Annotated in this window: 17 protein-coding genes; 12 read left to right on the top strand and 5 right to left on the bottom strand. The window is 66.5% G+C overall.

Annotated elements, in window-relative coordinates; all coding sequences use genetic code 11:
- Positions 1-65: 65 nt before the first annotated feature.
- Complete coding sequence (gene secG, locus QX124_RS23460; RefSeq protein ID WP_315798413.1) at positions 66-449, bottom strand: preprotein translocase subunit SecG; 384 nt, start codon at positions 447-449, stop codon at positions 66-68.
- 210 nt (positions 450-659) lie between these two features.
- Between secG and QX124_RS23465 the strand changes: the two genes are divergently transcribed.
- Both QX124_RS23465 and QX124_RS23470 read left to right on the top strand, forming a co-directional pair.
- Complete coding sequence (locus QX124_RS23465) at positions 660-1,226, top strand: XRE family transcriptional regulator (protein ID WP_315798414.1); 567 nt, start codon at positions 660-662, stop codon at positions 1,224-1,226.
- A gap of 2 nt (positions 1,227-1,228) precedes the next feature.
- Complete coding sequence (locus QX124_RS23470) at positions 1,229-1,756, top strand: GNAT family N-acetyltransferase (RefSeq protein ID WP_315798415.1); 528 nt, start codon at positions 1,229-1,231, stop codon at positions 1,754-1,756.
- 27 nt (positions 1,757-1,783) lie between these two features.
- On the opposite strand, the gene tpiA is transcribed toward QX124_RS23470, so the two are convergent.
- A complete protein-coding gene (gene tpiA, locus QX124_RS23475; RefSeq protein ID WP_315798416.1) occupies positions 1,784-2,539 on the bottom strand; it encodes a triose-phosphate isomerase in 756 nt (251 codons plus the stop codon).
- A gap of 222 nt (positions 2,540-2,761) precedes the next feature.
- Between tpiA and QX124_RS23480 the strand changes: the two genes are divergently transcribed.
- From QX124_RS23480 to QX124_RS23500, 5 genes are all read left to right on the top strand, one after another.
- Positions 2,762-4,675 carry a peptidylprolyl isomerase gene (locus QX124_RS23480; protein ID WP_315775014.1) on the top strand — a complete coding sequence of 638 codons (1,914 nt, stop codon included), beginning with the start codon at positions 2,762-2,764 and terminating at the stop codon, positions 4,673-4,675.
- 20 nt (positions 4,676-4,695) lie between these two features.
- Positions 4,696-5,709, top strand: coding sequence for an anthranilate phosphoribosyltransferase (gene trpD, locus QX124_RS23485; protein WP_315775015.1), 1,014 nt, complete (start codon positions 4,696-4,698; stop codon positions 5,707-5,709).
- A gap of 15 nt (positions 5,710-5,724) precedes the next feature.
- On the top strand, positions 5,725-6,543 hold the full coding sequence (gene trpC, locus QX124_RS23490; RefSeq protein WP_315738206.1) for an indole-3-glycerol phosphate synthase TrpC: 819 nt from the start codon (positions 5,725-5,727) through the stop codon (positions 6,541-6,543).
- A 2-nt stretch (positions 6,544-6,545) separates the two neighbouring features.
- Positions 6,546-7,040, top strand: a complete 495-nt coding sequence (gene moaC, locus QX124_RS23495; RefSeq protein WP_315775016.1) for a cyclic pyranopterin monophosphate synthase MoaC — start codon at positions 6,546-6,548, stop codon at positions 7,038-7,040.
- A gap of 152 nt (positions 7,041-7,192) precedes the next feature.
- The gene (locus QX124_RS23500) at positions 7,193-9,904 is read left to right on the top strand and encodes an EAL domain-containing protein (RefSeq protein WP_315775018.1); all 2,712 of its coding nucleotides are present in this window, start codon (positions 7,193-7,195) and stop codon (positions 9,902-9,904) included.
- 241 nt (positions 9,905-10,145) lie between these two features.
- Here the strand turns inward: QX124_RS23500 and QX124_RS23505 are convergent, their stop codons facing one another.
- On the bottom strand, positions 10,146-11,480 hold the full coding sequence (locus QX124_RS23505; protein WP_315738209.1) for a S41 family peptidase: 1,335 nt from the start codon (positions 11,478-11,480) through the stop codon (positions 10,146-10,148).
- 420 nt (positions 11,481-11,900) lie between these two features.
- Between QX124_RS23505 and QX124_RS23510 the strand changes: the two genes are divergently transcribed.
- The 3 genes from QX124_RS23510 (at position 11,901) to QX124_RS23520 (ending at position 15,114) form a co-directional block, all read left to right on the top strand.
- Positions 11,901-13,037 carry an alpha-hydroxy acid oxidase gene (locus tag QX124_RS23510; protein ID WP_315798417.1) on the top strand — a complete coding sequence of 379 codons (1,137 nt, stop codon included), beginning with the start codon at positions 11,901-11,903 and terminating at the stop codon, positions 13,035-13,037.
- 45 nt (positions 13,038-13,082) lie between these two features.
- Complete coding sequence (locus QX124_RS23515; protein WP_315780179.1) at positions 13,083-13,712, top strand: HAD family phosphatase; 630 nt, start codon at positions 13,083-13,085, stop codon at positions 13,710-13,712.
- 916 nt (positions 13,713-14,628) lie between these two features.
- The gene (locus QX124_RS23520; protein ID WP_315798418.1) at positions 14,629-15,114 is read left to right on the top strand and encodes a hypothetical protein; all 486 of its coding nucleotides are present in this window, start codon (positions 14,629-14,631) and stop codon (positions 15,112-15,114) included.
- A gap of 26 nt (positions 15,115-15,140) precedes the next feature.
- On the opposite strand, the gene QX124_RS23525 is transcribed toward QX124_RS23520, so the two are convergent.
- Together QX124_RS23525 and QX124_RS23530 are read right to left on the bottom strand one after the other, a co-directional pair.
- Positions 15,141-16,130 carry an alpha/beta hydrolase gene (locus QX124_RS23525; protein ID WP_315798419.1) on the bottom strand — a complete coding sequence of 330 codons (990 nt, stop codon included), beginning with the start codon at positions 16,128-16,130 and terminating at the stop codon, positions 15,141-15,143.
- A gap of 12 nt (positions 16,131-16,142) precedes the next feature.
- Entirely contained in the window at positions 16,143-17,075 is a 933-nt protein-coding gene (locus QX124_RS23530) for an MBL fold metallo-hydrolase (protein ID WP_315798420.1), read from the bottom strand.
- A gap of 84 nt (positions 17,076-17,159) precedes the next feature.
- Between QX124_RS23530 and QX124_RS23535 the strand changes: the two genes are divergently transcribed.
- Both QX124_RS23535 and glp read left to right on the top strand, forming a co-directional pair.
- Positions 17,160-18,113: a LysR family transcriptional regulator gene (locus QX124_RS23535; RefSeq protein WP_315798421.1), complete on the top strand. Its 954-nt coding sequence runs from the start codon at positions 17,160-17,162 to the stop codon at positions 18,111-18,113.
- Between the two features lie 232 nt (positions 18,114-18,345).
- Positions 18,346-19,557 carry a gephyrin-like molybdotransferase Glp gene (glp, locus tag QX124_RS23540; protein WP_315798422.1) on the top strand — a complete coding sequence of 404 codons (1,212 nt, stop codon included), beginning with the start codon at positions 18,346-18,348 and terminating at the stop codon, positions 19,555-19,557.
- The last annotated feature ends 87 nt before the right edge of the window (positions 19,558-19,644 follow it).

Genomic DNA, 19,644 nt, shown 5'->3' on the forward strand with positions numbered 1-19,644 from the left:
CTCAGGTACTTGAGACCGCCTCATGACGCAGGACGCCAATTGCGTTCCTGCATGGCTTGCCCGCGTTATTGCGACTGCGGGGCCTGCGGCGCAGCCGGAGCCGCGGGTGCCTGCTGCTCGTCGGCCTTCTTGAGCTGGTCGAGCACGCCGCCCGCGGTCGGCGCCGCTGGGGTCGCTCCGCCTGACTGGGTCTGCCCCGGCAGGTTGTTGAGAATCGAGGTCGGCTTGCGATCCAGACCCGCGAGCCAAGTCAGCGCCAGGCTGGTGAGGAAGAAGAGGAGTGCCAGGATCGCGGTCGTGCGCGTTAGCAGGTTGGCCGTGCCGCGGCTCGACATGAAACCGGCGCCGCCGCCCATGCCAAGGCCACCGCCCTCGGATTTCTGCAACAGCACCGTACCGATCAGGACGGCGACAATCATGAGGTGGATGACGATCAAGACAGTCTGCATGGTGACCTTCCGTCACAAGCCCTCGCAGGCCCCGACCGGGGGCCGGGATCGCGAGAGCTTCGCGGGCTATTCGGAAATTTGCGCGGTGTTACACGATCATGTCGAGCAACGCCACCCCGCAGATAATCCCAACCGCGCTTCGCACAAGCGCCGACGTCGCCCTCCGGGTCGACACTTGCCGGCCGCCTCAATATCCACTATTAGAGACGAATGGATCAAATAGTAGACGACTTCAGCCAGAGGCTCGCCCGTCGCCTGCTGCTGGAACGGGACGGCCGTGGGTGGTCGCTGGCCGACCTCGCCGAACGCTCTGGCGTGTCGAAGGCAACCATCAGCAAGATCGAGCGTGCCGAAGTCAGCCCGACCGCGGTGATCCTGGTTAAGCTCGCAAGCGCTTTCGATCTCACGCTGGCCGGCCTGATGCTCCGCGCCGAAGCCCAGTCGGAGCGCCTGTCCAAGGCCGCCGAGCAGCCGGTCTGGCGCGACCCGGACACGGGCTACGTCAGGCGCCAGGTCTTTCTCAGGCCGGATCATCCGATCGAATTGGTGACCGTCGAGATGCCGGCGCACCGCAGCGTGACCTTGCCGGCCTCCTCCTACATCCACATCCGCCAGCTCCTCTGGGTTCAGAACGGGCACCTCACCATCACGGAAGGCGCGGAACGTCACGTGCTCGGGCCGGGCGACTGCCTCGGCTTCGGCCCACCGATCGACACCACCTTTGCCAATGAGACCGACGCGCCCTGCGTCTACGTCGTCGCCCTTGCCAGGAGTTGAGAATGTCCCCGCCCCGAATCGCGGCCCTGTCAGATACGCCGGCAATCCGGGCTGCGCTTCGCGCAATGCTGATCGAAACGGTCGCCCATGGTGGCTCGGTCAGCTTCATGCACCCGCTTCGCGAGGAGGATGCCGACGCGTTCTGGCGGGAATCGCTTTCGGCCGCGGCGCGCGGCGAACGAGCCGTTCTCGGCGCCTTCGATGGAGAGGATGTGATCGCGACCGTGACGCTGCAGCTGAAGCTGCCGCCAAACCAGCCGCACCGCGCCGAGATCGCAAAGATGATGACGCGCATCAGCCACCGCAAACGCGGAATCGCGACCGCGCTGCTGACCGCGGCCGAAAACCTCGCCCGCACGCATGGGCGGACGATGCTGGTCCTCGATACCGCCGAGGATGGGGGCGCCTCACAGCTCTATGAAAGCGTCGGCTTCCAGCTGAGCGGAACCATTCCGGACTATGCCTTGAAGCCGCATGGCGGCCTCACCGGCACGAAGATCTATTGGAAGCGAATCGAACAGGCGGACTGAGGCGCGCGCTTTCGCTCACGTCGCTTCTCAACAGCCCTTCGCAATGGCGAGAAAGTCTGAGGCTTTCAGGCTGGCGCCGCCGACCAGCGCGCCGTTGACATTCGCGACCGCCATCAGCTCGGCCGCATTGGAGGGCTTCACCGAGCCGCCATAGAGGATGCGCGTCCGCGCTCCCTCCTGCTTGAAGCGATCGATCAGCAGCTCTCTGATAAAGGCATGGATCTGCTCGACATCCTTGGCGGTCGGGGTCAGGCCGGTGCCGATCGCCCAGACCGGCTCATAGGCCACGACCAGGTTGTCGGCCCGTGAGCCCTGCGGCAGACTGAGATTGAGCTGGCCGCGCAGGATGTCGAGCGTCTGCCCGGCATCGCGCTGCTGCTGGGTTTCGCCGACGCAAGCGATCGCGACCAGCCCGGCACGCCACACCGCCTCAGTCTTCTGGTGCACCACAACATCGGTTTCGCCATGATCGGCGCGCCGCTCGGAATGGCCGACGATGATGGCGCTGGCGCCGGCATCGGCCAGCATCTCCGCCGAGATGTCCCCGGTATGGGCTCCCGACGCCTTGGGGTGGCAATCCTGGGCCCCGACCGCGATCGCGTGGGTGCCGCGTGCCCTCTCGGCAAAGCCTGCCACCAGAGTGGCGGGCGGACAGACCAGCAGATCGGCCTTGCCGGTGACCTCGGCGGCTCCGGCCAGCATGGCGTCGAACTCGGCGGTCGAGGCCTTCAGGCCGTTCATTTTCCAGTTGCCGGCGATCAGCGGCCGGATGCGGTCGGTCATGGCGGGATTCCAGCAAATGTTGTGACGGACATCGGCTAGCAGAGCCCTTCGACGAGCACCAGAGCGGGAGCCGTCTTCCCACCGCTTCAATCGGCCTCAGGGCCGAGGTTGCGACCGGGCGGCGGCCTCTTTATAAGCCGTTTCAACTCGGTGACGGCCTTTTGCGGAATCTGCTTTAAGGCGCGGCCTCTTCATCCTTTTTCCTGCAGACAGACTGGACCCATGCTTCGAGGATTACGCAAGGCCTCATCAAACTGGCTCGGCAAGACCATCATGGCGGTGGTCATGGGCGTTTTGATCGTCAGTTTCGGCATCTGGGGCATCGCCGACATCTTCCGCGGCTTCGGGCAGTCGACGGCTGCAACCGTGGGACGCACGGAGATCTCGGTCAACGAGTTCCGGCAGATCTATACCGACCGGCTGCAGCAGATCGGCCGCCAGCTCGGCCGTCCGCTGACCACCGAGCAGGCCCGCATGTTCGGGCTCGACCGCTCCGTTCTGCAGCAGACGATTGCGGAAGCCGCCCTCGACGAGCAGGCCCGCCGTCTCGGTCTCGCCCAGTCCGATGCGGAGACCATGCGGGTGATCCTCAGCGATCCCAACTTCAAGGGCCCGAACGGGGCGTTCGACCCGCAGCGTTTCCAGGCCATCATCCGCAATTTCGGCTTCACCGAGCAGCGCTATCTGGCTGACCAGCGCCGACAGTCGCTGCGGCGGCAGATCACCGGCACGATCGCGGCCGGGCTGGAGCCGTCCAACACGATGCTCGAGGCGCTCGGCCGCTTCCAGAACGAGCAGCGCTCGATCGATTACATCAAGCTCGACGCGGCGCAGGCCGGCACCATCGATGCGCCCTCGCCCGAGGTTCTCGCGTCCTATTTCGAAGAGCACAAAGCCCAGTTCAAGGCGCCGGAATATCGCAAGATCTCCTTCGTCGTGGTGACGCCCGAAGAGATCGGCAAGTGGACCGACGTATCTGACGAGGACGCCAGGAAGCTGTTCGACCAGCGCAAGGCGCTGATGGGCACGCCGGAAAAGCGCCAGGCCCAGCAGATGACCTTCCCCACCATGGAGGAGGCACAAGCGGCGCGCGCCCGGATCGCCGCGGGTGAAGTCACGTTCGACGAGCTCGCCAAGGAGCGCAACCTCAACCCAGCCGATCTCGATCTCGGTCTGGTGACGAAATCGGCGATTCTCGACCCTGTCGTTGCCGATACCGCCTTCTCGCTGCCGACCGGCGAGGTCAGCCAGCCGGTCAAGGGCGCGTTCAACGTGGCGCTGGTCAAGGTCAGCGCGATTCAGCCGGGCCAACAGCCGGAATATGAGAGCGTCGCTGCCGACATCAAGAAAGAGATCGCAGCCGACCGCGCCAAGTCGCAAGTCGCCAATCTTCGCGACAAGATGGAAGACGAGCGCGGCGGTGGCGCCAGCGTGTCAGAGGCCGCCAAGAAGCTCGGTCTCAATGCCGTCACGCTCGAAGCGGTCGACAGGTCCGGCAAGCAACCCAACGGCCAGCCCGTTTCGAACATCCCGCTTGGCCTGGATGTCGTTGCGCAGGCCTTCAACAGCGACGTCGGTGTCGACAACGAGCCGATCTCGTTCCGCGGCGGCTATGTCTGGTTCGAGGTTCTCGGCATCACCCCGCCGCGCGATCGCCCCCTCGACGAGGTCAAGGATCAGGTCGCCGCGCGCTGGCGCGACGACGAGGTCGCAGCCAAGCTGCGCGCGAAGGCCACCGAGCTGGTCAAGAAGCTCAACGAGGGCGGCAAGCTCGCCGACGAGGCGGCATCGCTCGGCGTGAAGGTCGAGACGGCCAGCGCGTTCAAGCGCGACGCCTCGGTTCCCGGCGTCCCCACCGGAGCGATCACCGCCGCATTCCGCACGGCGAAGGACGGCGTCGGCCAGACCGAGGCTGATGGCGGCCGGCAGTGGATTGTGTTCCGTGTCACCGACATCATCGAGCCGAAGGTCGACCTCGCGTCCGAAGACACCAAGAAGCTGAAGGACCAGTTGCAGCGCGCGCTCGCCGACGAGCAAGGCACGGCCTATGTCATGAAGCTCGAGAAGGACATCGGGACGACGATCAACGAGGCTGCCGTGGCCCAGGTGGTCGGCGGCGGCAGCAGCAACCAATGACGGATCGCTAGGGGCACGCGATGGACGATCTCAAGTCGATCATTGGCAAGTTGGCGACCGGCGCGCCGCTGTCCCGCGAGGAGGCGGCGTCCGCCTTCGACAGCATGATGTCGGGCGAGGCGACGCCGTCGCAGATGGGCGCGCTGCTGATGGCGCTGCGTGTGCGCGGCGAGACGGTCGAGGAGATCACCGGCGCCGTCAGCGTGATGCGGGCGAAGATGCTGCGCGTCGACGCGCCGGCGAGCGCGGTCGACATCGTCGGCACCGGCGGTGACGGCTCTGGCTCGGTCAACGTCTCGACCTGCGCCTCCTTCATCGTGGCCGGCGCCGGCGTGCCGGTCGCCAAGCACGGCAACCGCGCGCTGTCGTCGCGCTCGGGCGCAGCCGACGTGCTCGCCGCGCTCGGCGTCAAGATCGATCTGAAGCCCGACCAGGTCGGACGCTGCGTGCGTGAGGCCGGCATCGGCTTCATGTTCGCGCCCGCGCATCATCCGGCGATGAAGAACGTCGGTCCGACCCGGGTCGAGCTCGCCACTCGCACGATCTTCAATCTGCTCGGTCCCCTGTCCAATCCGGCCGGCGTCAGGCGCCAGATGGTCGGCGTGTTTTCGCGGCAATGGGTGGAGCCGTTGGCACAGGTGCTGAAGAATCTTGGCTCGGAAGCCGCCTGGGTCGTGCACGGCTCCGACGGGCTCGACGAGATCACCTTGACCGGCCCGACCTTCGTCGCCGCCCTGGAGAACGGCCATATCCGTACCTTCGAGGTCTCGCCCGAGGAGGCCGGGCTTGGCCTGTGCGGCAGCGATGGTCTGAAGGGCGGTGACGCGGCGGCCAACGCCGTGGCGCTGCAGAGTGTGCTCGATGGCCTGCCGAGTCCCTATCGCGATGTGGCCCTGCTGAACGCCGCGGCGGCGCTGGTTGTCTCCGGCCGCGCCAAGACGCTGAAGGAAGGCGTCGCAATCGGCCGGGATTCGCTCGACAGCGGCGCCGCAGCAGCGCGGCTGAAGCAGCTGATCGACGTCTCGAACGACTGATCTGCGGAGCGCGCCATGTCGGATATCCTGGCCAAGATCGAAGCCTATAAGCGCGAGGAGATCGCGGCCGCCAAGCGGGCGTGCCCGCTGTCGGATCTCGAGGCGCGAGCGCGTGATGCCTCAGCGCCGCGCGGCTTCGTCGCGGCGATCCGAGCCAAGCATGCGAACCGCGACTACGCGCTGATCGCGGAGGTGAAGAAGGCTTCGCCGTCGAAGGGGTTGATCCGCGCCGATTTCGATCCGCCTGTTCTCGCCAGGGCCTATGAGGCCGGCGGCGCGGCCTGCCTCTCGGTGCTGACCGACACGCCGTCGTTCCAGGGCCATCTGGACTTCATGGTCGCCGCACGCGCCGCGACCGCCCTGCCCGTGCTGCGCAAGGACTTCATGTTCGACACCTATCAGGTGGTCGAGGCTCGCGCTCATGGCGCCGACTGCATCCTGATCATCATGGCCGCGCTCGATGACGCCGCGGCTGCGGAGATCGAGGCCGCCGCGCTCGCCCACGGCATGGATGTGCTGATCGAGATCCATGATCGCGCCGAGCTCGATCGCGCGCTGAAGCTGCGCTCGCCGATGATCGGCATCAACAACCGCAACCTGCGCACCTTCGAGACCACGCTGGCGACCTCCGAGACGCTGGCGCCGCTGGTCCCGAAGGAGCGTCTGCTGGTCGGCGAGAGCGGCATCTTCACGCCGGCCGATCTCGCGCGCCTGGCGCGCGTCGGCATCCAGACCTTCCTGGTCGGCGAGAGCCTGATGCGGCAGGCGGACGTCACGGCGGCGACCCGCGCGTTGCTCGCGCGCGATGCCGCCTCCGCCAGCGCGGCTGAGTGACAATGTCCGACAAGTCACCCGGCGCTCCCGCCCTCACCCACATCGATGCTCGTGGCGAAGCCCGCATGGTCGACGTGTCGGACAAGGCTGCAACGGAGCGCACGGCAACAGCCGAAGGCCGCGTGGTGATGAGTCCCGCGACGCTCGAGCTCATCATCTCCGGCAACGCCAAGAAGGGCGACGTACTCGGCACGGCTCGCATTGCCGGCATCATGGCCGCCAAGCGCACATCCGAGCTCATCCCGCTGTGCCACCCGCTGGCGCTCTCCAAGGTCACCGTCGACATCACCCCCGACGCTGCGCTGCCCGGCTGCATCGTCAGTGCAACCGTCAAGGTCACCGGGCCGACCGGCGTCGAGATGGAAGCCCTAACGGCCGTGTCCGTCACCTGCCTGACGATCTACGACATGATCAAGGCCGCCGAGCGCGGCGTGCGCATCGAAGGTATCCGTTTGACCGAGAAGATCGGCGGCAAGTCCGGGCGTTATCGCGCCTGAAGGTATTGGAAAACCAAATACAACTTCGAATTAATTGTTCGCTAACTCAACTTCCTAACCTCACTTCCATAGCGGGCCTATAGCAATGGTTGTGGGAGGGACATCGTAGCGGTTCCATCCCGAAGCGCCTATCGCAAGCGTATTCAGGACCGATGACGACCAACGCTAGTCCACGGAATGCCCTCAGAGCTTCGACCGACCGCGGTGGACCGATCCGCTGGCTGGTCGGCGGAGGCCTCGTGCTGATTGCAGCCATCGCGATCGGCACGACCATCATGGCCGACAGTTTCCGGGAACGCGCGCTGAACAGCGCGACGCGCGAGCTGGAGAACACCGTCCTTCTACTGGCGCGTCATTTCGATCAGCAGATGGAGGATCTCGGCGCGATCCAGCGCGATCTCGCCAACTACGTCCGACAGAACCATATCGACACCGGCGCCCGCTTCAAGGAGCAGATGGGAAGCGCCGCCGTCAATGCCATGCTGAAGGACAAGCTGAGCGCGGTGACCTATGTCGGCGGTCTGAACATCTTCGACTCCGACGGCAACCTGATCAACTCCGGAGCGGCCTGGCCGGTGCCGCCCGTCAATATTGCCGATCGCACCTTTTTCAAGCGGCTGAAAGCCGATCCGACCGCGCCGCAATTGCTGATCGAACCGGTCGTGGGCCGGATCACCGGCACATATGTCGCGGTCATCGCCCTGAAGCTGACCAGTCCCAACGGCGAGTTCCTGGGCATCATCGGCCGCAGCCTCGAACCCATCAATGTCGAGCGGTTCTTCGCCTCCGTCGCGCTCGGGCCCGACGCGGCGATCTCGATGATGCATCGCGACGGAACCCTTCTGGCCCGCCATCCACGCCACGAGGGCATGCAGAACCAGAACTACAAGAGCGCGCCGATCTTCCGCCAGATCCTGGCCGGCGATGGCAACACCACGGGCATTTTCAGCAGCCCCGTCGACGGCGAGCACCGCATCGGCGCATCGCACCGGCTGACGAGCTATCCCTTGATCGTGACCGCGACGACGACGGTCTCGGCGGCGCTCGCCGACTGGCGCGAGCAGATGCGCTTCCTGATCGCCGTCGGCGTGACCTCGGTGCTGCTGATCGCCGGCATGCTCTACGTCGTGGTGCGCCGGTTGATCAGCGACCACGACGCCTCCAGCCGCCGCTTGACGCTGGAGAAGGAACGGCTCGACAAGGCCGTCAACAACATGACCCAGGGCCTCCTGCTGTTCGACGCATCGGAGCGCCTGGTCATCAGCAACCAGCGCTACGTCGACATGTACGGCCTGTCTGCCGACGTCGTGAAACCAGGCTGCACGTTCCGCGAGTTGATCGCGCACCGCAAGGCGACCGGCTCGCTCGCGGGCGACGACGGCGAATATGCCGATGCGGTGCTGCGCGACATCGGCCGCAAGACCTCGCAGATCATCGAGACCACGGACGGTCGCTGGATCCAGATCGTCAACGAGCCGATCGCGGGCGGCGGCTGGCTCGCCACCCACGAGGACATTACCGAGCGCAAACGGTCCGAGGAGCAGATCACGCATCTGGCGCACTATGATGCCCTGACGGATCTGCCGAACCGCACCCTGTTTCACGAGCGCCTCAAGGAGGAGCTGACCGGCGTCCTCCAAGGCCGGCGCCTCGCGCTGCACTACATCGACATCGACGAGTTCAAGGGCGTCAACGATTCGCTCGGCCACCTCGTCGGCGACGAGCTGTTGAAATCCGTCGCGGCGAGCCTGAGCGCCTGTGTCGGCACCACGGGATTCGTCGCCCGCCTCGGCGGCGACGAGTTCGCCGTGGTTCAGACGGCCATCCGCAACCGCGAGGACGTCGAACAGCTGATCGAGGATATTCTCAGCGCGATCCGCGCCCCGCGCTACTGCCTCGGCCATCAGCTCACCGCCGACGCCTCGATCGGCGTGGCGCTGATCCCCGAGCACGGCACCGATCTCGACCAGATCATGAAAAATGCCGATCTGGCGATGTACGCCGCCAAGGCCGCGGGACGGCGCACCTGGCGCTTCTTCGAGCCCGAGATGGACGCCCAGGTCAAGGCGCGCCACCAGCTCGAGGTCGACCTGCGCCAGGCCATCGCCGACGATCGGCTCGAGGTCTACTACCAGCCTTGTCTGAGCCTGCAGGACGACCGCATCGTCGGCTGCGAGGCGCTGGTGCGCTGGAAGCATCCGACCCGCGGCACCGTCTCGCCAGCCGAGTTCATTCCGATCGCCGAGGACACGGGCCTCATCAACCTGCTCGGCGAACGCGTCCTTCAGGTCGCCTGTACCGAGGCTGTGAGCTGGCCGGACGACATCCGGCTCGCCGTCAACGTCTCGCCGGTGCAGTTCAAGAGCGGCACCCTGGCGCTCAAGGTCGCGAATGCGCTTGCGACCTCCGGCCTGCCGCCGCATCGGCTGGAGCTCGAGATCACGGAAGCGGTGCTGATCCGCGACGACGACGCGCTCGACACCCTGCATCAGTTGCGCGCGCTCGGCGTCCGTATCGCGCTCGACGATTTCGGCACCGGCTATTCGAGCCTCAGCTACCTCCAGCGCATTCCGTTCGACAAGATCAAGATCGACCGCTGCTTCGTCCAGGACATCACCGAGAGTGAGGGCTCCGCGGCGATCGTCCAGGCCGTGGTCAACATCGCCGCCATCCGCAAGATGTCGACGACCGCCGAGGGCGTCGAGACCGAGGCGCAGCGCCAGGTGCTGAAGCGGCTCGGCTGCTCGGAGATGCAGGGCTATCTGTTCAGCCCTCCGAAGCCCGCAGCCGACGTGGGGCAATTGTTCGCCGCGCAGCGCGCCAATCCCTCAACCGGCCGCCATTCGCGCCCCAACGCCGCGTAAGCCAGTTCCGAACCGATAAATACCGTTGCAATTTGAGGCTTTTCCACAAGCCAAACTCAAACCCTAACAACCAGTCGTCCCGTTCGCCGCTTGAAGTCCACGGCTCCGCCATGATCTACGGGACACAGACGGACATACTCCGTGTCCGCTTGTACACGCTGGTCGAAAACCACGGCGGGACGGCCTCAGGGCCGCCCCCTCGGGTGTGAGCATCGGACGCCGCAAGGCGCCACCCTGAAGATCAGTTCGGCACCGCCGCCTTGGCACGGACGTCGGCATTCACGGTGACGCCGCGCAGCACGTTGAAGGCGGCGTGCAGCGCCTTGTCGTCCTTCTCGTCCGGCGGAACGTAGGACTGCGAGCCGGTCTGCTCGGTGCCGTCGGGCGCCGAGAGATGGCCGCGCATGCCGGCCTCACCCTTGAGATCGCCGCGATCCTTCAGCTCGTCCGGCACGTCCTGCTTGACCTCGATGTCCGGCGCGATGCCCTGCGCCTGGATCGAGCGGCCGGAGGGCGTGTAGTAGCGCGCCGTAGTCAGCGCCAGCGCGCCATTGCCGGCGCCGAGCGGAATGATGGTCTGCACGGAACCCTTGCCGAACGAGCGCGTGCCGACCAGGGTTGCACGCTTGTGATCGTGCAGCGCGCCCGCCACGATCTCCGACGCCGAGGCCGAGCCGCCATTGATCAGCACCACGAGCGGCTTGCCCTTGGTGAGATCGCCGCCGCGTGCGGTGAAGCGCTGCGTCTCCTCAGGATTGCGGCCGCGGGTCGAAACCACCTCGCCTCGCGAGAGGAACGTGCTGGAGACCGACACCGCCTGATCGAGCAGGCCGCCCGGATTGTTGCGCAGGTCGACCACATAGCCGGCGAGCTTCTCCTGCGGAATGTCCTTGGAGATGCTGGCGACGGCCTTGCGCAGGCTCTCGGTGGTCTGCTCGTTGAAGGATGTGATGCGGATATAACCGATGTCGCCGCCTTCGGTGTGATAGCGCACCGGGCGCACCTTGATGATCTCGCGCGTCAGCGTAACGTCGAGCGGTGCGTCCTTGCCCTTGCGCATGATGGTGAGCTTGGTCTTGGTGTTGACGCCGCCCTTCATCTTGGCGACGGCCTGCTCGAGCGTCAGCCCCTGCACCGCCTCGCCGTCGATCTTGGCGATGAGATCGCCCGAGAGAACGCCGGCCTTGGACGCGGGCGTGTCATCGATCGGCGCGACGACCTTGACCAGGCCCTCCTCCATGGTGACCTCGAGACCGAGTCCGCCGAACTCGCCGGACGTGGTCTCCTGCATGTCGCGCCAGGACTTGTCGTTCATGTAGCGCGAATGCGGATCGAGCGAGGACACCATGCCGTTGATGGCGCCTTCGATCAGCGCGGGATCGCTCGGCTTCTCGACATAGTCGGCGCGAACACGCTCGAACACCGCGCCGAACAGATTGAGCTGCGAATAGGTGTCGGCCATGCCGGCCGCGGCCTTGGCCTTGGCAACGAGTTGCGCGCCGTCGGGACCCGTGACCATCAGGGTCAGCCCGACGCCGGTCATCGTGCCCGCCAAGAACAGCCAGTTTTTCCGCATTGTTTGCTTCCCGAGCGTTTGTTGGATGGCCGGCCGATCAAATGGTCCGCACGCATCGCCGGCGCGATTTGTGTTGCGAACACACACCACATTTCCGGTTTCTTCAAGGCCGATATTGCGCCGCCGTACCGGGGCCCGACCGCCGGCGCTCGCATCCGAAATGGACGTTCACAGGCTGAAATCAAGCTCAAGGCTGCGCCGGCGCTGGGCCCGGCTGAACATACCCCGTCTTTCACGGACACCCATGATCACAATTCGACGAGCCGTGTACCACGCCGCGATTTGATGGCCTGGGCCTGCGGGGCGCCGCTCCCTGCGCGCGCCCGGGAAGCTCGAGTTCGGAATGGCTTGCTCCCGGCCCGCTCGATGGGCAATGCTCCGCGGCAAAACCGCAAGCATGACAGTCGCTGGGAGGCAAACATGAACCAACGGACCCCGATCGAGGCCGGGTGGCGGAACGTCGAACTCGGCTCGAGCGACGAGAAGTTCCAGAACCTGCACGAGCTCATCCGCAAGGCGCGCGCCCAGCTCAACCAGAACGCCTGGGACTACATCATCGGCGGGGCCGAAACCGAGACCACGCTGCGTCGGAACCGGATGGCGCTCGACGAGATCGCGTTCCGTCCGCGCGTGCTGCGCGACGTGTCCAGGGTCGATGCCTCGGTCGAAACTTTCGGACGCAAGCTGCGCCTGCCGGTGGTCATGGCCCCGGTCGGTGCGCTCGAAATCTTCGATCCGGCAGGGGCGGCCAGCGTGGCCCGTGGGGCGGGCCGATTCGGAGCGGCGCACATGCTGAGCTCGGTGTCGGAACCCGGGCTGGAGAAGACCGCCGAGGCCGCGCCCGACGCGCTGCGAATATTCCAGCTCTATGTCCGCGGCGACGACGCCTTCGTCGAGGACTATGTGAGCCGGGCGGTCGCCAACAGCTACACCGCGTTCTGCCTGACCGTCGACACCGCCCATTACAGCCGGCGCGAGCGCGACATCGCCAAGCGCTACGTCCGCGAAAGCCGGCTGCGCGCGACCGGCGGCGACCACCAGAAGGCGCTGAGCTGGCACACCGTCAAGCTGATCAAGGACAAGTTCAAGCTGCCGCTGATCATCAAGGGCATCGCGACCGCCGAGGACGCGCAGATTGCGGTCGATCACGGCGTCGACTGGATCTACGTCTCCAACCATGGCGGCCGCCAGCTCGACCATGGCCGCGGAGCCATGCATGTGCTGCCGGAGATCGTCGCCGCCGTGAAGAGCCGGGCAAAGATCATGGTCGACGGCGGCTTCTGCCGCGGCACCGACATCGTCAAGGCGATCGCCTCCGGCGCCGACCTCGTCGGCATCGGCCGGCTGCAATGCTGGGCGCTCGCCGCGGCCGGCGAGGACGGCATCCTGCGCATGCTCGAGCTGCTGGAGGACGAGGTCATCCGCGCGCTCGGCCTGCTCGGCGTCACCTCGTTCGCCGAGCTCAACGGCTCCTACCTGCATCCGGCAACCGCCACCAACCAGCCGAGCGTCGTCAGCGCGTTTCCGCTGGTCGACATCGAGCCCTACCGTTATTGAGGCGGAGGCCCTTCCGTTCAACGCCAGCCATCGACGCCCCCCTCCATGCCCTCCTCCGCTCTCCGCCCCGGCGACGCCGACGCGCTGCTGTTCGATCTCGGCCGCGTCGTCATCGACATCGATTTCGTCCAGGTCGTCTCGCGCTGGGCCGCGCATGCCGGCTGCGCGCCGGAGCATCTCGCCGCGCGCTTCGTGCGCGACGAGATCTACCACGGGCATGAGCGCGGCACGGTCTCCGACGCCGACTTCTTCGCCAACCTGCGCCGGCAGCTCGGCATCGACATCACCGACGCGCAGTTTCTCGAGGGCTGGAACGCGATCTTCGTCGGTCCGATGCCCGGCATCGCCCCGCTGCTCGCACGCGCGGCGGAGAAACTGCCGCTCTATGCCTTCTCCAACACCAACCAGCCGCACATCGATCACTTCTCGCCGCGCTACGCCGACCTGCTTGGTCACTTTCGCGAGATCTTCCTGTCGTCGTCGATCGGCCTGCGAAAGCCGGATGCCGAGGCCTACGCGCATGTGGTCGATGCGATCGGCGTGCCCGCCGAGCGCATCGTATTCTTCGACGATCTCGCTGAAAACATCGACGGCGCGCGGGCCAGCGGGCTGCAGGCGGTGCTGGTGCGCTCGACGGACGACATCGCCGCGGCGCTGGAGGCGCTCGGGATCTGATCGCATCGCGCAAGGGTGCGTCATGGCCAGCGGCGTGACGTTCTGAAAGGCTGCGCTCGCAATGACGGTGCCCACTCATGCAAGATTGTTCTCGCGACACGATGTGCCCGAGCTTTGCTGCTCTCATCTCACCCTCCTCCAATCGGAGGGCGCAGGGAATGCCGGGCTGCTGGCCGCAACCCATGGCCCGCCTGCAGAAAAAAAGCAGGCGGCAGTCACCACAGGTCCAGCCGACATCCGGCATTCCCTGCGCGATGGTCTTCACGTTTATACGCGATCTCCCCGGTGCCCGGCTTGTTGGCCACCGTCGCCGTCGGGATCATCATCACCCGCCGGCTTGGCATCAGCTTCGGGATGCCAGGACCACGCGACTTCACGTCCGCGCCATGCCGTTCGTCCGCGCGCCATCAGGGCACGCTGCGACACGTCGCGGCCACCGCATCCCGCGCTCCACGTCCGTGACGATCGCGAAGCGCCCCTCCTGTCGAGCACGGGACCAAATCAGCATAGCAGATTTTTCCGAAAAAGCGAATCCTAAATTCGACCGCCGGCAACCGCGCCATCCGGCCCGTCTCCCGCCGCATCCGCTGGTCGCAGACGGCCCGACCGCCTAAGCTGTCCGCTCCTGCACGCCCCGCCGCCCGGAAGAACCGAATGCCCCTCGACATCATTTGTTTGCGTGATCGGCCGACCTGATCCCGCGCGTGTTCTCGCCCGGGCTCGATGGTCTTTAGCTCGAGTTCATGCGTCAAGACCGGACGGCGATGTTGTACTTCGACTCGCCCGTGTTCGACCATTATGCGGACTGCGCCTACGCGGCGCTCGCCGGTGACGAGGTGGTCGGGCGCGCTTCGCCGTCCCCTTCACCTTCGGCATCGAGGGCCGCCGCACGCTGCCGGATGCGGGCTGGGACGAGGTGATCCGCTGGGGTCACGAGGACCGCCTGCTGGGGCGGCCGACGACGACGATGAGCGCGCTGGAGATCGCGCTGCTGCCGAAGGCGCGGGTGCCGGGCAGCTCGCGCGCGATGCTCGCGGCTCTGAAAGGCTGCGCACGCGCCAAAGGTTTTGCCGAGCTGTATGCGCCGGTGCGACCGAACCAGAAACATCTGGCGCCGCGGACGCCGATGCGCGCCTATCTCGATCAGCGGCGCGAAGACGGCCGATTGGTCGATTCCTGGCTGCGCACGCACCTCGGCATCGGTGGCGAGATCGTCAAGATCGCGCCGTGCTCGATGACCATCGTCGGCACGCTCGCCGAGTGGTCGCAATGGACCGGCGTGACCTTCGATCGCTCGGGTGAGATCGAGGTCCCCGCTGCTCTCGTGCCCGTGCTCGCGTCGGTCGAGCACGACCATGCCGCCTATGTCGAGCCGAATGTCTGGATTCGGCATCCGCTCTAACGCGGTGCAGGCCGTCCGCGCGACGATCAACGCGCCGGCACGACGCGCTCGTCCAGAAATCCGATCACCGCGTCGAACGCCTGCCGTCGATTCCGCTCCATCAGGATCATGTGCGTGCCCTGCCCGATCTCGACCAGGCGCTTGTACGGCGCGCTCACGAGACGAACGAACAGGTCGTGCGCCACGTCGAAGCGAACGTCCACATCCCATTCCGCCGAGAGCACGAGAACAGGGCAGTTGATCGTGCTGGGATCGTAGATCGGCTGGTCCACGGTCCAATGCTCGCGCACGTCCTGCACCGCGCCCGAAGGCGCACGGATCGCGCCGGGGTACGGCGAGTCCGGATCGGTCGCGAGCGTCGCCTCCGCCCAGGACTCGAACCAGCCGTCCGGAATCAGCTTGTCCCGCGCCTGCTCCGGAGCGGCGCCGCGCCACGCAGCCTCGAACGCGCGCGGGCTGACGATCCGATACGCGCCGAGCGGTCCGCCGGCGTCGATGCGCAGCGGCTCGCTGGACAGCCAGAGCGGCGTCACCAGGATCAGCTTCTCGAGCTTCGCGCTCGCCGCGCTCGCGAACATGCCCGCGACGGTGGCGCCCCAGGACATGCCGAGCACGTTGGCGCGCGGGACGTCGCGATGCCGGCAGATGAAGTCCACCGCCGCGCCGAAATCGTCCACGGCGGTCCGCGCATTGACCAATGGAGATCCCTCCTCGGCCGCCCGCGACATCTCCGGCGGCCGGCTGGAGCCGCCATAGCCGCGCGCATCGACGGCCCAGACATCGTAGCCGGCCTGCGCCAGGACATCCATGAAGGAGGCGCCACCAACCGCGACGTCGAACAGGCTGGCGGATGAAAAGGTGGCGCCGTGCATCATCACCAGCGTGCGCTCGGCCGAGAACCGTTGCACGTCATGCCGGCGCTTGTTGATGAGCTGAAGCTGTACATCGGACACCGGGCCTTCGATCAGGCGGCGCTCGGAAACGATGCGCGAGGAGGACGTTGCGTTCTCGGTCATGGTCACCTCGGATCAGGCGAACTGCCACGCGAACCGGTCGCCGTCGCGGCTGATCCGCCCGGCCGAGGACTCGGCGAAGTGGGTCGTGAACACGATGGAGCCAGTCTCGGCGGCATGGTTCATCGCCCATTGGCGCGAGCTCCGCGCCGCGTCCGGAAATTCGCAGTACACCGAGTTCCAATCCGGACGCGCGACCTGCAGCGGATGATGCATCACATCGCCCCAGAACAGCGCGCGCTCGCCACGCGAGGTGAGGCTGATGCAGGCGTGATCGATGCTGTGACCAGGGCTCGGCAGATAGCGGAAGCCATCCACGACCTCGCTGCCATCGACCGTGATCTCACGCGCGAGGCCGGCCTCGACGATCGGCAGCACGCTGTCTTCGTAGACCCCTGGCAGCGGCGGATGCAGCATGCGACCGAGACCGGCCGCATCCCTGATCGCGGCATCCGAGCCGTCAGCGGCCGACAGTGCCGCCAGATAGGCGCGCTCGCGGCCTGAGAAAACGTACCGGGCGTTCGGAAACACCGGCGTCCAACGGCCATCGGCAAGCTGCGTATTCCACCCCACATGATCCGCGTGCAGATGCGTCATCAAGACGAGATCGACATCGCCAGGGGCGACGCCGGCCGCCCGCAGCCGGTCGAGAAACGGCTCGTTCAAGCGATGCAGAACTGCTGCGCCGGGCCGCTCCTTGTCATTGCCGGTGGCCGTGTCGATCAGGACCACCCGCTCCGGCGTCCGCACCAGCCAGCTATGGATGCTCAGGCGCAACGATCCCGTGTGCGGATCGACCGATCCCGGCCCCACCTGGCCTCGTTCCCGAACGATGCTGTCTGCTTCTACGCCCGGAAACAAAAACTCGCCCTCGACCGCATCGAGGCCGATCTCGAAGATCCTGGTGATGGTGGCGTCTCCGACGCGATAGGTCGTGATGTCCTGCATGTCTGGCGGCCTCGATCCGAACGGTGGTCTTGTCTGGGCCGAGATCTAGGACTAGGTCATACATTCCTCAAATCGATCCAGCTCATGCAGTCCATCGATCACTTCGATCTTCGCTCCTTCGACCTCAATCTGCTGGTCGCGTTCGACGCGCTCATGCAGGAGCGCAGCGTGACGCGCGCGGCCGCACGCCTCAAGGTGGGTCAGCCTGCGATGAGCCATACGCTGTCGACGCTTCGCGTGCTGCTGCAGGACGAGCTGTTCGTCCGCGTCGGCGCCGTCATGCAGCCGACGCCAAAGGCTGCGGTGCTCGCCGGGCCGGTTCGGGCGGCGCTGGGGCAGATGCAGGCAGCGCTGCATGCCGCACCGGAGTTCGACCCGGCGACCGAGCAGCGCACCATCCGCCTGGGATTTTCAAGTGAGGTCGAGCTGCTGCTGATCCCCGAGCTCACCGCGGTGCTCCGTCGAACGGCGCCCGGCGTGCGGCTTCTCAGCCGGCCGACCGAGCGTAACGAAGTGCATCGCCTGCTCGACGATGGCGCCTTGGATGTCGCGGTCGGCTGCTTCGAGGCCGTGGCGCAGCGGCACAGATCGCAATTCCTGTTCGAGCAGGCTCTGAGCTGCGTCTACAATCCAAAGCGCATCGCGATGAAAACGCCGATCAGCCTCGCCGACTATCTGTCGCTTCCGCACGCGCTGGTGACGCTGACCAACAGCCTGCAGGGCTGTCTGGAGGCGGCGCTGGATGAGATCGGGACCGAGCTCAACGTGGTCTCGGCCTCCTCGGAATTCCTCAGCGTGCTGGCGACGGTCGCCGCATCACCGGTAATCACGACGATACCGACCAGGATGGCAAGGCTCTACGGGCCGCGGTTTGGGCTGGCGCTCTGTCCCGCGCCGTTGAAGCTGCGGCTGCCGGCCGTCTCGATGGTCTGGCCGCTGCAGCTCGATCGTGATGCAGCATCGGTCTGGCTGCGGAACATGGTGGCGGACATCCTGCACACGACCGAGCGAGCAGCCTGTCGCGCGGCTGCGGGATAGAACGCGGGGCGGGAGCTAATCGGAACGGCGCATCGGCCAACGCCTTGGCACCGCGGTCGACCTTCTGCGCACTGATTGCAAGGTTTCTCGCGCGATCGTGAGGCAGCGGCCCGGACGCGGCCCACATCAGACGATCAGAAGGCAGGAAGCGGCCTGAGCCCTTGGCCGAGCCGTGCGCGTTCGGTTAGAAGGCGACTCATTCGATCTGCCGTCTCCGTCCGAAGGAACTCTCATGGCCCTGATGCCGGTGTCCGATGCGTTGTCCGCCGTGCTCGCCGGCGCCGAGCCGCTGGCCGAGGAGCTGGTGACGCTGGACGAGGCGTTTCACCGCATCCTGGCGCGGGACCTCGCGGCGCTGCGGACGCAGCCGCCCGAGGCGATGTCGGCGATGGACGGCTACGCCGTGCGCGCGGCGGACGCAGCCCAGGCCAAGGTGCGGCTGAGGGTGATCGGCGAGGTCGCGGCGGGGCGGCCGTTCGATCGCGTGGTCGGACCCGGCGAGGCGGCGCGCATCTTCACTGGTGGCGTTGTCCCTGAGGGCGCCGACGCGGTGGTGATCCAGGAGGACACGATCGCCGAAGATGGCCATGTCGTGATCAACGAGGCGGCCATCAAGGGCCGGCACATTCGGCCCGCGGGCGTCGACTTCCACCAGGGCATGGTGCTGCTGAAGGCGGGCCGCCGGCTCAGCGACCGCGACCTGTCGCTGGCGGCCAGCATGAATCATCCGGCACTGCCGGTGCGGCGCCGGCCGAAGGTGGCGCTGCTCGCCACCGGCGACGAGCTGGTGATGCCGGGCTCGACGCCCGGCCCGGGCCAGATCGTCTATTCCAACGGCTACGCCCTGCGGGCGCTGGTGCGCAGCGAGGGCGCGACACCGATCGATCTCGGCACCGCCGCGGATACGATGGAGGCCACGATCGCCGGGATCCGGCGGGCGCGCGAGGCCAAGGCCGACATCCTGATCACGACCGGCGGCGCCTCGGTCGGCGATCACGACCTGGTCAAGAAGGCGCTCGAAGCCGAGGGCGTCGAGATGGCGTTCTGGAAGATCGCGATGCGGCCGGGCAAGCCGATGATGCACGGACGGCTCGGCGACATGAGGGTGATCGGACTGCCCGGCAATCCGGTGTCGTCCTATGTCTGCGCCATCCTGTTCCTGGTGCCGCTGATTCGGCGGCTGCTCGGCCGCGACGAAGCTCGCATGCCACGCGAGACCGCCCTGCTCGGCCGCGAGCTGGGGGCCAACGATTCGCGCGAGGACTATCTTCGGGCGCGGCTCGAGGAGCGCGCCGACGGCACCCTGATCGCAACGCCGGTGACCCAGCAGGATTCGTCGCTGCTCGGCAATCTCGCGCTCTCGCAGGCGCTGGTGATCCGGCGGGCGTTTGCGCCGAAGGCCGCCGCCGGCAGCCCGTGCGAGATCCTGCGCCTGCCGAGCTAGGCCGTTTCCCCCGGCAAAGCCCGGCCCGTTCACTACAATTTAAGGATTGCGGAACACACATCGAACATATAGTGTCCGTTCATGATT

The organism is Bradyrhizobium sp. SZCCHNRI3043, from assembly GCF_032377735.1.
Classification (GTDB): Bacteria; Pseudomonadota; Alphaproteobacteria; order Rhizobiales; family Xanthobacteraceae; genus Bradyrhizobium.

Bases quoted from the DNA above. Each gene is read 5' to 3' on its own strand.
- trpD (WP_315775015.1), top strand. From the start codon at position 4,696: ATGGACGATCTCAAGTCGATCATTGGCAAGTTGGCGACCGGCGCGCCG.
- glp (WP_315798422.1), top strand. From the start codon at position 18,346: ATGGCCCTGATGCCGGTGTCCGATGCGTTGTCCGCCGTGCTCGCCGGC.
- QX124_RS23505 (WP_315738209.1), bottom strand. From the start codon at position 11,480: ATGCGGAAAAACTGGCTGTTCTTGGCGGGCACGATGACCGGCGTCGGG.
- secG (WP_315798413.1), bottom strand. From the start codon at position 449: ATGCAGACTGTCTTGATCGTCATCCACCTCATGATTGTCGCCGTCCTG.
- QX124_RS23500 (WP_315775018.1), top strand. From the start codon at position 7,193: ATGACGACCAACGCTAGTCCACGGAATGCCCTCAGAGCTTCGACCGAC.
- QX124_RS23535 (WP_315798421.1), top strand. From the start codon at position 17,160: ATGCAGTCCATCGATCACTTCGATCTTCGCTCCTTCGACCTCAATCTG.
- QX124_RS23465 (WP_315798414.1), top strand. From the start codon at position 660: ATGGATCAAATAGTAGACGACTTCAGCCAGAGGCTCGCCCGTCGCCTG.
- QX124_RS23470 (WP_315798415.1), top strand. From the start codon at position 1,229: ATGTCCCCGCCCCGAATCGCGGCCCTGTCAGATACGCCGGCAATCCGG.
- QX124_RS23510 (WP_315798417.1), top strand. From the start codon at position 11,901: ATGAACCAACGGACCCCGATCGAGGCCGGGTGGCGGAACGTCGAACTC.
- trpC (WP_315738206.1), top strand. From the start codon at position 5,725: ATGTCGGATATCCTGGCCAAGATCGAAGCCTATAAGCGCGAGGAGATC.
- tpiA (WP_315798416.1), bottom strand. From the start codon at position 2,539: ATGACCGACCGCATCCGGCCGCTGATCGCCGGCAACTGGAAAATGAAC.
- QX124_RS23530 (WP_315798420.1), bottom strand. From the start codon at position 17,075: ATGCAGGACATCACGACCTATCGCGTCGGAGACGCCACCATCACCAGG.
- QX124_RS23480 (WP_315775014.1), top strand. From the start codon at position 2,762: ATGCTTCGAGGATTACGCAAGGCCTCATCAAACTGGCTCGGCAAGACC.
- QX124_RS23515 (WP_315780179.1), top strand. From the start codon at position 13,083: ATGCCCTCCTCCGCTCTCCGCCCCGGCGACGCCGACGCGCTGCTGTTC.
- moaC (WP_315775016.1), top strand. From the start codon at position 6,546: ATGTCCGACAAGTCACCCGGCGCTCCCGCCCTCACCCACATCGATGCT.
- QX124_RS23525 (WP_315798419.1), bottom strand. From the start codon at position 16,130: ATGACCGAGAACGCAACGTCCTCCTCGCGCATCGTTTCCGAGCGCCGC.